This window comes from Aquitalea aquatilis, from assembly GCF_005155025.1.
Classification (GTDB): Bacteria; Pseudomonadota; Gammaproteobacteria; order Burkholderiales; family Chromobacteriaceae; genus Aquitalea; species Aquitalea aquatilis.
The window spans coordinates 968,193-979,791 of record NZ_CP039731.1 but is presented as its reverse complement, the minus strand read 5'-3'; the positions used below and the strand labels follow the sequence as shown (position 1 = coordinate 979,791).

The following is an 11,599-nucleotide window of genomic DNA, read 5'->3' as shown; positions in this document are numbered from 1 at the left end:
TAATCAAGTATTGAGATTGCAAAAGACCTGCCCTATGATTAAGGAGAAGTTAATTCATTTTAAACAATAATAGTTTTAGAAAAAGACGCTATGCAAGACGAGGGAGTCAGAAGTGCTACACCTGTGGGCGAAAGCAGAACCCGCAGCAAAGTCGTGTTGGTGGAGATCATCCACCAGGCCTTAGAGGTGTTACTGACGGCAGAAGAAGCACGCCTGGTGCATTGGGATGGCCGCATCTTGCGCATACACAAGCTGTCCTCGCGCAAGGCCAACCAGATTCTGCATGCGCCGGATGCCTATCCGGGCTTGCTGGGGGTATTCGACCATCGCGCACACTATCGCGATCTGGCCGAGCCGCTGGGCGAGATCCTGGGCATCCAGCTGTGATGGCGCAGTTGCGGCGCTGATCAATTCAAACCATGCAAAAAGGCCTTCACTGGAAGGCCTTTGTCATGCCATGAAGCTGTACTTTTACAATGCAGAGGCTGTTGTACCAGACAGGGCCGCAGGCAGGATGACGGCCCGGACACGGGTCTTGCCGGCGCTGTTGCGCAGACTGCTCTGATAGGCAAGGCCGCCGCGTTTCTCGTAAGAAGCCAGCACCTTGGCGACATAGTCGCGGGTTTCTTCATACGGCGGAATGGTGTTGCGGTACTTCTGCACTGCCCCTTCGCCCGCATTGTAGGCGGCGATGGCCAGCGGCAGATCGTTGTTGAACTGGGCTAATAAAAAACGCAGATAACGCGCCCCGGCTCGCAGGTTTTGCCTGGGGTCGCTCAATTCGGTCACGCCAAAGCGCTCGCCAGTAGCCGGAATCACCTGCATCAGGCCCACGGCCCCCTTGGGTGACAGTGCTTGCGGGTTGTAGCCGGATTCGACGGTGACGATGGAATGCAGCAGATTGGCATCCAGCTTGAATTCACGCGCAGTCTGGTCGATCAGATGCTTGTACTGGGATGCCAGCTTGGTGTTGTACGCCGGGGCATTCACGCTTTTGATCCCATCCGCACGTGCTGCTGCTGGAGCAGGCAAGCGGTTGTCGCTGCTCAGGGTGGCACCCAGGCCGGGGGTGGTGGCGTCATCCAGTGCCGCATTGCTGCTGACGCCGGGCTGCAGGCTTTTCTGGTAGAGCTGATAGCGCTCGTCCAGTTGGCGGTTGGCAAGGTGAACCTGACCCTGTTCGTCCACAAAACCATAAAGATCGGCGTGTACGCTGCTGCTTGCAAAGCAGGCCAGCCAGGCCAGGAAAACGGTGATGAATCGCATTTTGATGAAGAGCAGCCCGCATGGGTTTCGGTTTAATGCGCTATTGTACTGATTTTTCTATGCTATTTTGCAAGTAAAGTTTTCTGAAGACATTTTAAAGCGAAAGGACTAAGCATGAGCCTGTTTGATCAACTGGGTGGTTTGCTGGGCGGCGAAGGTGGTGGCGTGGCTGGTGCGGTCACCGAACTGATGCAGCAGCAGGGCGGCCTGTCTGGCCTGGTGGAGAAGTTCAATAGTGGCGGCATGAGCGAGCTGGTGTCGTCCTGGGTGGGGACTGGTGGCAACCTGCCGGTGTCGGCCGAGCAGATCCAGCAGGTACTGGGCAATGAGCAGGTGACGGTGCTGGCGGGCAAGTTCGGGCTGGACCCGCAACAGCTCAGTCAGGGGCTGGCTGATTACCTGCCACAGGCGGTGGACAAGCTGACGCCGGATGGCCAGTTGCCGCAGGGTGGGGATTTGCTGTCGCAGGGTCTGGGCATGCTGCAGGGCTTTTTTAACAAAAGCTGAATAAACTGAGTTGAGCGATGGAAAAAGCCGCCTTTTTTGGCGGCTTTTCTTATTTTACTGTGGCAAGCAGACCACAGTGCTGTGCTGGCGTTAGCCGAAGGGGCCGTGCCAGCCCTCCCTGATGGCTGGCTAGCTGCATTCCGAATCATGATAGGAAAATTCTATTTTTAACATTTAAACAATCAAGTGGATCAATTGATACGGACTGCCTAAGATGCGTACATCGAATGCAAACGCAGCCAAACACTGCATTTTCTTATTTCACCGACTGGAGAAAAACATGTCCGTATCGCTGATCAATACCGAAGTAAAACCGTTCAAGGCTAGCGCTTTTCACAATGGCAAATTCATCGACGTCAGCGACGCCGACCTGAAAGGCAAGTGGTCGGTTGTGTTCTTCTACCCGGCTGACTTCACCTTTGTCTGCCCGACCGAACTGGGTGACCTGGCTGACAACTACGCCGAATTCTCCAAGCTGGGCGTGGAAATCTACTCGGTATCTACCGACACCCACTTCACCCACAAAGCCTGGCACGACAGCTCGGAAACCATCGGCAAGATCAACTACCCGATGATTGGCGACCCGACCGGCATCATCAGCCGCAACTTCGGCGTGATGATCGAAGAAGCTGGCCTCGCCGAGCGCGGCACCTTCGTGATCGACCCGCAAGGCAAGATCCAGATCATCGAAATCAACGCCGGTGGTATCGGCCGTGACGCCAGCGAACTGCTGCGCAAGGTGAAGGCTGCCCAGTACGTAGCCAGCCACCCGGGTGAAGTGTGCCCGGCCAAGTGGAAAGAAGGCGAAGCTACGCTGGCGCCTTCGCTGGATCTGGTTGGCAAGATCTAAGCCACACCCTGGTGCTGCAGCGCAGGCCTGCGCTGCGGCCCAATGGGGCGGCCACTCCCTGGCCGCCTCTTCTCCCCATCACCCGATTGCAGCGGCAAGCTGTTGGCAGCCACAAGCTTGCCAGTGCAATTGCCTGAGGACTTCCCATGCTCGACACCACCATCAAGACCCAACTGACCGCTTACCTGGAAAAACTGCAGCAGCCCATCGAACTGGTCGCCAGCCTGGATGACAGCGCCAAGGCGCAGGAAATGTTTGGCCTGTTGCAGGACATCGCCAGCCTGTCGCCCAAGGTGACACTGCGCAGCGATGGCCAGGCCGCGCGCCGCCCGTCCTTTGCCATTGCCCGCCCCGGCGAGGCTGGCCGTATCGAATTTGCCGGCATTCCCATGGGCCACGAATTCACCTCGCTGGTGCTGGCTTTGTTGCAAACCGGCGGCCATCCGCCCAAGGTAGACGAAGACACCATCGCGCAGATTCGCGGCCTGCAAGGCAGCTACCAGTTTGAAGTGTTTGTCTCGCTCAGCTGCCACAACTGCCCGGACGTGGTACAAGCCGTCAACCTGATGGCGGTGCTCAATCCCAATGTACGTAGCGTGATGATCGATGGCGGCGTGTTCCAGCAGGAAGTCACCGACCGTCAGATCATGGGCGTACCGGCTATTTATCTGAATGGCGAACAGTTTGGCAGCGGCCGCATGGGCCTGGAAGAAATCATTGCCAAACTGGATACCGGTGCCGTGGCGCATGAAGCCGAAAAGATTGCTGCCAAGGAAGCATTCGACGTGCTGATCGTCGGCGGTGGTCCCGCTGGTGCTGCTGCCGCCATTTATGCCGCTCGCAAAGGCATTCGTACCGGTGTGGTGGCCGAACGCTTCGGCGGTCAGGTGCTGGATACGCTGGCGATTGAAAACTTCATCTCGGTGCAGGAAACCGAAGGGCCGAAGCTGGCGATGGCGCTGGAACAACACGTCAAATCCTATGATGTGGACGTGATGAACCTGCAACGCGCTGCTGCCCTCAAGCCGGCACAAAACGGCCAGCTGGCCGAGCTGACGCTGGCAAGCGGCGCGGTACTGAAAAGCAAGGCGGTGATCATCGCCACCGGGGCGCGCTGGCGCGAAATGAATGTGCCGGGTGAAGCCGAATACCGCGCCAAGGGCGTGGCCTACTGCCCGCATTGCGATGGCCCGCTGTTCAAGGGCAAGCGCGTGGCGGTGATTGGCGGCGGTAATTCCGGCGTGGAAGCCGCCATTGACCTGGCCGGCATTGTTAGCCACGTTACCCTGCTGGAGTTTGGTGACAGCCTGCGTGCCGATGCGGTATTGCAGAAGAAGCTGCACAGCCTGCCCAATGTGCGCGTCATCACCAATGCCCAGACCACCGAGGTGACCGGCGATGGCCAAAAGGTAAATGGCCTGCGCTATCAGGAGCGGATCACCGGTGAAAACCACCATGTGGCGCTGGAAGGCATTTTTGTGCAGATCGGCCTGCTGCCGAATACCGACTGGCTGCAAGGCAGCATCGCCCTGTCGCCGCGTGGTGAAATCGAGGTGGATGCCAAGGGCCAGACTTCGGCCGAGGGTGTGTTTGCCGCTGGCGATGCCACCACCGCACCGTACAAGCAGATCATCATCGCCATGGGCGAGGGTGCCAAAGCCAGCCTGTCGGCGTTTGACTACCTGATCCGTCAGTAAGACCGGCTCACCACACTGCCGCTGCTACGCGCTTTTGTTCGTGGCTCCAGAGCCTGCGCGGATCAGACAGCACAACCCCCTTGCAACAGCATGCTGCAAGGGGGTTTTCATTTTGTGGCCTGCGGAAAGCCGGGGCTTAGTGGTGGTGTGCTTCGCCCGGTTCGGTCACCTGCAACACGGCGGCGGGGGATTTCAGACTGTGTGCATCCTGGCCATCAGCCGGAATCTCTACCCAGCTGGTGCTGCCCTGGGCGCATTGCTGTGTCACCTTGAAAAACAGCTTGCCCGGCTTGGCGGCAATGCGGGTCTGGAAGGTGAACTCGTCGTAAAAGTCCGCCGGCAGGCTGCCGCCACTCCAGCTGATGCGGCTGACATCTTCCTTGACCAGGGTGCCGTAGTTGTCAAAGGGCTTTACCGCGCTCTTGCTGACTTGAACCTGCCAGCCGGCCTTGGGCATGGGGCGGGCCAGCTGCGCGCCTGCCGGCAGCTCCACGCTGATCCCGGTGGTGGGGCTGCCATCGCAGCCATGGCCTACTTTCAGCACAGCCTTGTAATAGCTGCCGCTGGCGGCTGTGGGGGTTTCCAGGGTGACGTGAGCTTGGGCCGCGGTGGACAACAGCAGGGTGAGGGCAGCGAGTGTTTTCATGATGTCTGGCATGGCTGAGAAAGATAGTGTGCGGCGGATTGTAAGGGAAATCCATGCGCGGGCCCTGCGACATCTTGTCGCAGCCACTACTGCCGTCGCTGGCTGGCTGTGGCATGCTGGGGCTTGTTTGCAGGAAAGGAATTGCCGTGAAGGACAAGCAGCAAATCGAGCAGTATCTGTATCAGGCCATCCCGCTGGCGCAGGCGATGGCGGTCAGGGTGGTGGCGGCCGAAGAGGGTCGGGTGGAGCTGGAAGCGCCGCTGGAACCGAATATCAATCATTGCGCCACGGTGTTTGGTGGCAGTGCGGCGGCCGTGGCGACGCTGGCCGGCTGGTTGCTGGTGTACCGCACATTGCAGGCGCTGGGGCTGCGCGGCCAGGTGATGGTGCGGCGCAGCCAGATGGATTACCAGAAAACCATGCACGGGGCATTTACCGCCCGCACCCTGCCGGTGAATGAGGCAGCCTGGCAGCGCATGGCGGCAGCCTTGTCAAAAGGGCGCATGGCACGGCTGACGCTGGTGGTGAACGTGGAGTGTGCCGGGCAGCAGGCTGGTCGGCTGGAGGGGGAGTTTGTGGTGTTGCCGCTTAGCTGAGTGCAGCAGATAAGGGACTTGGAACCGCTAACAGAACCTCGTAGAGAACCCGGGCCAGGGTGGTGCAACGCCGGAGCGGGGGTTTTGTTATCGGGTCTTATTCGCGGTGGTAGGGGTGGTTGTTGAGGATGGAGTAGGCGCGGTAGATCTGCTCGCCCAGCATCACCCGCACCATGCCGTGTGGCAGGGTCATGGCGGATAATTGCAACAGCACGTCGGCGCGCTGCTTGAGTTCGGCAGACAGGCCGTCGGCCCCGCCAATGATGAAGCACACATCATCGCCACCGGCCATCCATTCTTTCAAGCCGGCGGCCAGGCGCACCGAAGTCCAGTTCTGGCCACGTTCATCCATCACCACCAGCTTGCAGCGGGCTGGAATGGCGGTCATCAGCCTGTCGTGTTCGGCGGCAATGCCTTTTTCTGCCGTGACGCCACCGCCGCGTTTTTCCGGTTTGATCTCTTTGAGTTCCAGACTGATGTCGCGGCCAAAGCGTTTGGCGTAGTCGTTATAGGCTTCGTCGACCCAGCGCGGCATCTTGGTGCCGACGGCAAGAATGGTGATTTTCATGGCAATGCTTCAGCGCGGAGTACGGCGCAGGCGCATGCTGGCGCCAGCGATGGGAAAAGCGGGAGGAGGGCGGCAGACGGGGCGGGTGCCGCGCGTCTGCCGCGCCTGATGCGGCCTGGATGGCGTATCAGGTATTGGCTTGCCACGGACGACCGCCAACCGGGGTAAAGCTCGGCTTCTGGCCGCCCCACAGTTGTTCCAGGTCGTAGTAGTCGCGTACGGCCGGCAGCATGACGTGGACGACCACGTCACCGGCGTCGACCAGTACCCATTCGCCGCTTTCGTGGCCTTCGGTGCCAACCAGATCAACGCCGGCTTCCTTCAGGGTCACGGCCACGTTGTTGGCCAGAGCCTTGACCTGGCGATTGGAGTCGCCGGTGGCCACGATCATGCGCTGAAACAGCGATGTCAGCGCGGAAGTGTCCATTTCGATGATGTCTTTGCCCTTGATGTCTTCCAGAGCGGTCAGTGCCAGTTTGGCAATGTCTTGAACTTCCATGATGTCCTTTGATGTCGGTGGCGATACGTGGCGGCAGCATGGCGGCCAGAGGTATCTGGTAAAGATCGTTTACCGCAACGTGCGGCAAAAACGGGCAGGGGCCGCAAGCAGGGGCGGGCGGCCCGGCCGGCAATACAAGCGCCGGCACTGGAAAACCGTTCTGCGCTGCCGGCGCAGCGGGCAGGCGTGGAACGGCTTCTTGCTTCAGAGATATAGCCGGTGCTGGCGAATATAATCCAGTACCGGCGCGCAGAGCAGAGGCTCGACGCTGGCTCCGGTCTGCAGGCGGTGGCGTATCTCGGTGGCCGAGACATCCAGCGGTGGCAGGGCCAGGGGGCGCATTGTACCGGAAGGCGCGCCATTTGAAAAATCAGTGACTTGGCGCGCCTGCCATTGTGTGCGCACCACGGCAGGAAGGTGGGCGGCATCGAAGCCGGGGCGCAGTGCCACGGCGATGTTGGCCAGCTCGAACAATTGCTCCCAGCGCCGCCAGGTATGCAGGGTGGCCAGCGAGTCGCCACCGATCAGCCACCACAGCGCTGGTGCGGGGCCGATTTCGGCGCGGATTTCCTGCAGGGTGTCGATGGTATAGGCGGGCTTGTCGCGCAGCACTTCTCGCGGATCGACCGTGAGGCCGGGCAGGCCGGCAATGGCCAACCGTGCCATCTCCAGCCTTTGTTGCGGGCTGGCATGGGGACCGTGCTGGCGGTGGTAGGGCTGGCCGGCGGGGATCAGCCGCACCTCGGCCAATTGCAGTTCATGACGAAAAGCCTGCGCCATGCGCAGGTGGGCGGCGTGGATGGGATCGAAAGTGCCGCCAAACAGTCCCAGCGCAGCCGCTTGCGTCATTCCTGTACGGGTGGCTTGCCGGTGTAACCGTCGATGATCAGTTCCAGCCGGCCGGTGGACGGATGAATCACCATGCCGTGGATGGGAATATCCTTGGGCATCAGCGGGTGATTGCGGACGGTCTGCACGCTGTGGCGCACGCTGTCGGACACGTTGTCAAAGCCCTTGAGCCAGTTGTCCAGATCAATGCCGGCATTGCGCAGGGTGTGGATGGTGTCTTCGCTGATGCCGCGTTCGGTGGCGTGGGTCAGGATCTTGTTGGGATCAATGGCGCGCATGCCGCAATCGCGGTGGGCCACCACGCAGATTTCCTCAGCGCGCAGTTCGTAGACCGCCACAATCAGCGAGCGCATGACCGAACCCCAGGGGTGGGTGATCAGCGCGCCGGCGTTCTTGATCAGCTTGGCATCACCGTTTTTCAGACCCATGGCCTTGGGCAACAGCTCTACCAGACGGGCATCCATGCAGGCGAGGACGGCCAGGCCTTTATCGGGAAACTTGTCGGTTTTGAATTGTTCGTACTCGCGGTTTTCGACGAAGCTCCGATTGTGCTCGAGAATGGTATTCAGCACACCCATGCGCGTAATCTCCTGGCTGAGGTTAGATTGAGTGCTCTAATCGGGGCGCCATGCTAACACTAGTCAGTGACGAAGAGGGGGTATTTCGCCATGGCACCCGGCTCGACAGCGGGGCTATGGTAGACCAGATTCAGGTGGGAAAGCCAACTTTGTTGCCCTGCGGCATCCGGCCGGCTTGTCCTGATTCGCAAAGGGTTTTTCCCGCTAGTGCAGGGGAAAAGGCGTCAGGAAACAGCCGGCAAGGTGGGGTGTGCGCAGGTGGTGTATTAGCTGTTGTCGTCCAGTTGCTTGCGGAAGGTTTTCTGGACATTGCTCAGCTGGTAGCCCTGATTCTGGTAGAAGTCCGGTGCTTCTTCGCGGTGGATGGTGGAACGCAGCGTGACGGTGGTGGCACCCTTGGTCAGTGCCCAGCGTTCGGCCACATGCACCAGGGCGCGGCCGGCTCCGCGGCGTCGCCAGCGCAGCCCCACGGCCAGCCCGCCGATTTCCACTGCCGCCGGCGCTTCCAGCAGCGGCCGCCAGAAAGCATGCAGCCAGCCGGCCACTTCGCCTTCGATTTCCGCTACCCACAGCTGGTGCAGATCGGGGCTGCCCAGCAGCATGGTCAGCCGGTTGCCCAGGGCTTCCACCCCGGAGGGGTAGCCCATCTCGGCAGTGAGTGCGGTCAGGGCCGGTACGTCCTGGTAGTTCGCCGGCCGGATAATGATAGTCATGGTGTTACCAACGTGCGTAATGGTCTTCGGTGACGCCTGTCAGCGCCTGCACCACATGGCGCGTACCGCTGAGCGGATCGGTCAGATAGCCGTCGAAACGGCCTATAGCTTGAATATAACGGCTACTGGCGATCAGAAGGTTCTGATTTTTTGCCCGCATGCCTTCCGGGGTGAACTGCAGCTCCAGCAAACCGTCGCTGCTGCGCAGTTGCCAGGCTTGTAGCGGCTGTTGCGGATTGAATGTGAACTCCACTGCCGACAGCGGATACAACTTGCCCTGCAGCCAGCAGGCATTTTCTGCTTCCCCCATATAACCCTGCTGCAGATTGAAGCCCAGCGCGCTGTTGTGGGCGCTGGCCCAGCGCCAGTCGGTGCGGCGCGCCAGCAGGCCATTGGAGTAATCCAGGCTGGCGACGGCACCATCCAGCGAAAAGCGCTGTCCCTGGCAATCGGCAAAGCCGCTGACCGCCAGTGCGGTGGATTTGTGGGTGGAATGGGCCAGCCAGTTGGCCGGGCCGATGGCCGCCAGCACCGGTGGCATCGGATCGAGGCCGACGTGGGCGGCCAGCCGCAACTGTGGTGAGCTGACTTCCACCGCCAGGCGGCTGCCTTGACGCTCGAAGCGCACGGTCAGTCCCCTGCCGGCAAAGCTGGCGTCGGCAAACGGCTGATCAGCCAGCTGCGCGCCATGCAGGGGAAAACTGTCGGCGGCAACATCAGCCAGTATCTTTCCCTGGCGACGGTCAAACAGATAGGCAAAAGCGGCGGCGGTCCAGCCCACATCCACCACGGCCAGCCCGATGACGTAATCGGCATGCGCCAGCGCCAGGTATTGCCAGCGCTTGTGACGCAGCGGGCGCAGCAGCCGTTGCCAGCGGCTCAGCGGCAGGGCTTGCCAGTCGTGCTGGGTGATGCAGCCCTGGTAGCGGCCATGCTGTGGCTGGCCCTGGCTATCAAGCAGGCTATGTGGTGCGGCGGGAAGGGCAGACCAACTCATGCGGATGACCGTGGCTTAAACACTTGTTTGAGTCTACAGCATATCCAGCGGTATTTTCAGGTAGCGTACGCCATTGTTTTCCGCTGCTGGCAACTGCCCGGCGCGGATGTTCACCTGGATGGCCGGCAGGATCAGCTGCGGCATTTCCAGCGTGGCATCGCGTGCCTGACGCAAGGCCACGAATTCGCTTTGGCTGATGCCGGCATGCAGGTGGATATTGTGCTGTTTCTGCTCGGCCACCGTGCTTTGCCAGGCGATGGGCCGCGCCTGTGGCGGATAGTCGTGACACATCAGCAGGCGGGTGTCATCCGGCAGCGCCAGCAGCTGTTGCACCGATTGATAGAGCATGGCGGCATCGCCGCCGGGAAAGTCGCAACGGGCACTGCCGACATCCGGCATGAACAAGGTGTCGCCAACAAATACCATGTCGCCGATCTGGTAGGCCATGTCGGCCGGCGTGTGACCGGGTACGAACAAGGCCCTGGCCGTGAGCTGGCCGATGTGGAAGACCTCGCCCGCGGTGAACAGATGATCGAACTGGCTGCCGTCGCAGGCGAAGTCGTCACCCAGATTGAAGATGCCCTTGAACAGCTGTTGGACCTGGGCAATGCCCTGGCCAATCGCCATGCGGCCACCGGCCTGCTGTTGCAGCCAGGCAGCCGCCGACAGATGATCGGCATGGGCGTGGGTTTCCAGAATCCACTGCACGCTCAGGCGCTGCTGCCGGATAAAATCCAGCACACGCCGGGCGGAATCGCTGGCGATGCGCCCGGACTTGGCGTCATAGTCCAGCACCGGGTCGATGATGGCAGCGTGGCCTCCCGGCTGGTCGTACACCACGTGGGAAATGGTGGAGGTCCCCGGGTCGAAGAAGGAAGCGAGCTGTGGCTGCAGCATGGTGAACTCCGCAACAGAATGGGAAGGGCGATGGGCCTGCATGGATGGCACTATCGCACACTGCGAAACATTATACTATAATGTATATTATAAAAATAAGCCGGTATCAGCCATGGTGGCACAGTGCGCACTGGCCGGGCCGGTGGTCGGGATGGTGACAATGGATTTGAGCATATTGCGTGATAACGCCAGCCGGGCTGCCGCCTTGCTGAAAAGTCTGGCCAACGAAGACCGGCTGATGCTGCTATGCCAACTGGTGGACGGCGAGAAGACGGTTTCCGAATTGGAAAAACTCACCGGCATCCGCCAACCCACCCTGTCGCAGCAGCTGGGTGTGCTGCGCAACGAGGGGCTGGTGGCAACGCGGCGTGAAGGCAAATGGATTTATTACAGCATCGCCAGCGCCGAGGCCATGATCATGCTATCGGCGCTGCATGGCGTGTTTTGTGGTGATGGTGCGGGTGATGAATCTTCCGCGCCACATTGAGGAGAAAGCGTGCAGATAGCCTGGGATAGTTTTACCCCGTTCGCCTCGCTGGCTGGAGGCCTGTTGATTGGGCTGGCCGCCAGCTGGCTGGTGTTGATGAACGGCCGTATTGCCGGCATCAGCGGCATGCTGGCCGGCCTGGTGGACCGGGCTGGCGACTGGCCGCTGCGGCTGGCTTTCGTGCTGGGCCTGCTGGCCGCTCCTCTGGTCTGGCGCGGCTTGGTCGGGCCCTTGCCGGTGCCGCAGCTGAGCACACCCTTGCCGCTGCTATTGCTGGCCGGCGTGCTGGTGGGTATTGGCACACGGCTGGCTGCCGGTTGCACCAGTGGCCACGGTGTGTGCGGGCTGTCGCGCCTGTCGCCGCGCTCCTTGCTGGCGACGCTCAGCTTCATGGGCAGTGCCGGGTTAACCGTATTTGTGATGCGTCATCTGTTGGGGTGGAGCTGAGC

At 60.7% G+C, this 11,599-nt stretch carries 16 protein-coding genes; 7 read left to right on the top strand and 9 right to left on the bottom strand.

Annotation, left to right across the window (positions count from 1 at the left end):
* Positions 1-123 precede the first annotated feature (123 nt).
* Positions 124-387, top strand: a complete 264-nt coding sequence (locus tag FAZ30_RS04385) for a hypothetical protein (RefSeq protein ID WP_233578476.1) — start codon at positions 124-126, stop codon at positions 385-387.
* A gap of 84 nt (positions 388-471) precedes the next feature.
* Here the strand turns inward: FAZ30_RS04385 and FAZ30_RS04380 are convergent, their stop codons facing one another.
* Entirely contained in the window at positions 472-1,266 is a 795-nt protein-coding gene (locus FAZ30_RS04380) for a lytic transglycosylase domain-containing protein (protein ID WP_124644063.1), read from the bottom strand.
* A 114-nt stretch (positions 1,267-1,380) separates the two neighbouring features.
* On the opposite strand from FAZ30_RS04380, the gene FAZ30_RS04375 reads away from it, so the two are divergent.
* From FAZ30_RS04375 to ahpF, 3 genes are all read left to right on the top strand, one after another.
* Positions 1,381-1,773 (top strand): YidB family protein, encoded by a 393-nt coding sequence (locus tag FAZ30_RS04375; RefSeq protein ID WP_124644064.1) that lies wholly within the window; start codon positions 1,381-1,383, stop codon positions 1,771-1,773.
* A gap of 280 nt (positions 1,774-2,053) precedes the next feature.
* Positions 2,054-2,623, top strand: a complete 570-nt coding sequence (ahpC, locus tag FAZ30_RS04370; RefSeq protein WP_124644065.1) for an alkyl hydroperoxide reductase subunit C — start codon at positions 2,054-2,056, stop codon at positions 2,621-2,623.
* A 146-nt stretch (positions 2,624-2,769) separates the two neighbouring features.
* A complete protein-coding gene (gene ahpF, locus FAZ30_RS04365; protein ID WP_137008868.1) occupies positions 2,770-4,320 on the top strand; it encodes an alkyl hydroperoxide reductase subunit F in 1,551 nt (516 codons plus the stop codon).
* Between the two features lie 136 nt (positions 4,321-4,456).
* On the opposite strand, the gene FAZ30_RS04360 is transcribed toward ahpF, so the two are convergent.
* A complete protein-coding gene (locus tag FAZ30_RS04360) occupies positions 4,457-4,966 on the bottom strand; it encodes a YcnI family copper-binding membrane protein (protein WP_233578479.1) in 510 nt (169 codons plus the stop codon).
* Between the two features lie 146 nt (positions 4,967-5,112).
* Between FAZ30_RS04360 and FAZ30_RS04355 the strand changes: the two genes are divergently transcribed.
* Entirely contained in the window at positions 5,113-5,562 is a 450-nt protein-coding gene (locus FAZ30_RS04355; RefSeq protein WP_168190812.1) for a YiiD C-terminal domain-containing protein, read from the top strand.
* 97 nt (positions 5,563-5,659) lie between these two features.
* Here the strand turns inward: FAZ30_RS04355 and rlmH are convergent, their stop codons facing one another.
* From rlmH to FAZ30_RS04320, 7 genes are all read right to left on the bottom strand, one after another.
* Positions 5,660-6,130, bottom strand: a complete 471-nt coding sequence (rlmH, locus tag FAZ30_RS04350) for a 23S rRNA (pseudouridine(1915)-N(3))-methyltransferase RlmH (protein ID WP_124644068.1) — start codon at positions 6,128-6,130, stop codon at positions 5,660-5,662.
* A 127-nt stretch (positions 6,131-6,257) separates the two neighbouring features.
* Entirely contained in the window at positions 6,258-6,629 is a 372-nt protein-coding gene (gene rsfS, locus FAZ30_RS04345; RefSeq protein ID WP_103524800.1) for a ribosome silencing factor, read from the bottom strand.
* Between the two features lie 204 nt (positions 6,630-6,833).
* Entirely contained in the window at positions 6,834-7,478 is a 645-nt protein-coding gene (nadD, locus tag FAZ30_RS04340; RefSeq protein WP_124644069.1) for a nicotinate-nucleotide adenylyltransferase, read from the bottom strand.
* Positions 7,475-8,056: a beta-class carbonic anhydrase gene (locus FAZ30_RS04335; protein ID WP_124644070.1), complete on the bottom strand. Its 582-nt coding sequence runs from the start codon at positions 8,054-8,056 to the stop codon at positions 7,475-7,477. Before FAZ30_RS04335 ends, nadD begins: the two co-directional genes overlap by 4 nt.
* A 266-nt stretch (positions 8,057-8,322) precedes the next feature.
* Entirely contained in the window at positions 8,323-8,769 is a 447-nt protein-coding gene (locus FAZ30_RS04330; RefSeq protein ID WP_124644071.1) for a GNAT family N-acetyltransferase, read from the bottom strand.
* 4 nt (positions 8,770-8,773) lie between these two features.
* Positions 8,774-9,766: a DUF2804 domain-containing protein gene (locus FAZ30_RS04325; protein ID WP_124644072.1), complete on the bottom strand. Its 993-nt coding sequence runs from the start codon at positions 9,764-9,766 to the stop codon at positions 8,774-8,776.
* A 33-nt stretch (positions 9,767-9,799) separates the two neighbouring features.
* Positions 9,800-10,663, bottom strand: coding sequence for an MBL fold metallo-hydrolase (locus tag FAZ30_RS04320; protein ID WP_233578481.1), 864 nt, complete (start codon positions 10,661-10,663; stop codon positions 9,800-9,802).
* A gap of 160 nt (positions 10,664-10,823) precedes the next feature.
* On the opposite strand from FAZ30_RS04320, the gene FAZ30_RS04315 reads away from it, so the two are divergent.
* Both FAZ30_RS04315 and FAZ30_RS04310 read left to right on the top strand, forming a co-directional pair.
* The gene (locus tag FAZ30_RS04315; RefSeq protein WP_124644073.1) at positions 10,824-11,150 is read left to right on the top strand and encodes an ArsR/SmtB family transcription factor; all 327 of its coding nucleotides are present in this window, start codon (positions 10,824-10,826) and stop codon (positions 11,148-11,150) included.
* A 9-nt stretch (positions 11,151-11,159) separates the two neighbouring features.
* Positions 11,160-11,597 carry a YeeE/YedE family protein gene (locus tag FAZ30_RS04310; protein WP_233578484.1) on the top strand — a complete coding sequence of 146 codons (438 nt, stop codon included), beginning with the start codon at positions 11,160-11,162 and terminating at the stop codon, positions 11,595-11,597.
* Positions 11,598-11,599: the final 2 nt, after the last annotated feature.

Bases quoted from the DNA above. Each gene is read 5' to 3' on its own strand.
- FAZ30_RS04325 (WP_124644072.1), bottom strand. From the start codon at position 9,766: ATGAGTTGGTCTGCCCTTCCCGCCGCACCACATAGCCTGCTTGATAGC.
- FAZ30_RS04335 (WP_124644070.1), bottom strand. From the start codon at position 8,056: ATGGGTGTGCTGAATACCATTCTCGAGCACAATCGGAGCTTCGTCGAA.
- FAZ30_RS04320 (WP_233578481.1), bottom strand. From the start codon at position 10,663: ATGCTGCAGCCACAGCTCGCTTCCTTCTTCGACCCGGGGACCTCCACC.
- FAZ30_RS04360 (WP_233578479.1), bottom strand. From the start codon at position 4,966: ATGAAAACACTCGCTGCCCTCACCCTGCTGTTGTCCACCGCGGCCCAA.
- nadD (WP_124644069.1), bottom strand. From the start codon at position 7,478: ATGACGCAAGCGGCTGCGCTGGGACTGTTTGGCGGCACTTTCGATCCC.
- rlmH (WP_124644068.1), bottom strand. From the start codon at position 6,130: ATGAAAATCACCATTCTTGCCGTCGGCACCAAGATGCCGCGCTGGGTC.
- FAZ30_RS04375 (WP_124644064.1), top strand. From the start codon at position 1,381: ATGAGCCTGTTTGATCAACTGGGTGGTTTGCTGGGCGGCGAAGGTGGT.
- FAZ30_RS04380 (WP_124644063.1), bottom strand. From the start codon at position 1,266: ATGCGATTCATCACCGTTTTCCTGGCCTGGCTGGCCTGCTTTGCAAGC.
- ahpF (WP_137008868.1), top strand. From the start codon at position 2,770: ATGCTCGACACCACCATCAAGACCCAACTGACCGCTTACCTGGAAAAA.
- ahpC (WP_124644065.1), top strand. From the start codon at position 2,054: ATGTCCGTATCGCTGATCAATACCGAAGTAAAACCGTTCAAGGCTAGC.
- FAZ30_RS04330 (WP_124644071.1), bottom strand. From the start codon at position 8,769: ATGACTATCATTATCCGGCCGGCGAACTACCAGGACGTACCGGCCCTG.
- FAZ30_RS04315 (WP_124644073.1), top strand. From the start codon at position 10,824: ATGGATTTGAGCATATTGCGTGATAACGCCAGCCGGGCTGCCGCCTTG.
- rsfS (WP_103524800.1), bottom strand. From the start codon at position 6,629: ATGGAAGTTCAAGACATTGCCAAACTGGCACTGACCGCTCTGGAAGAC.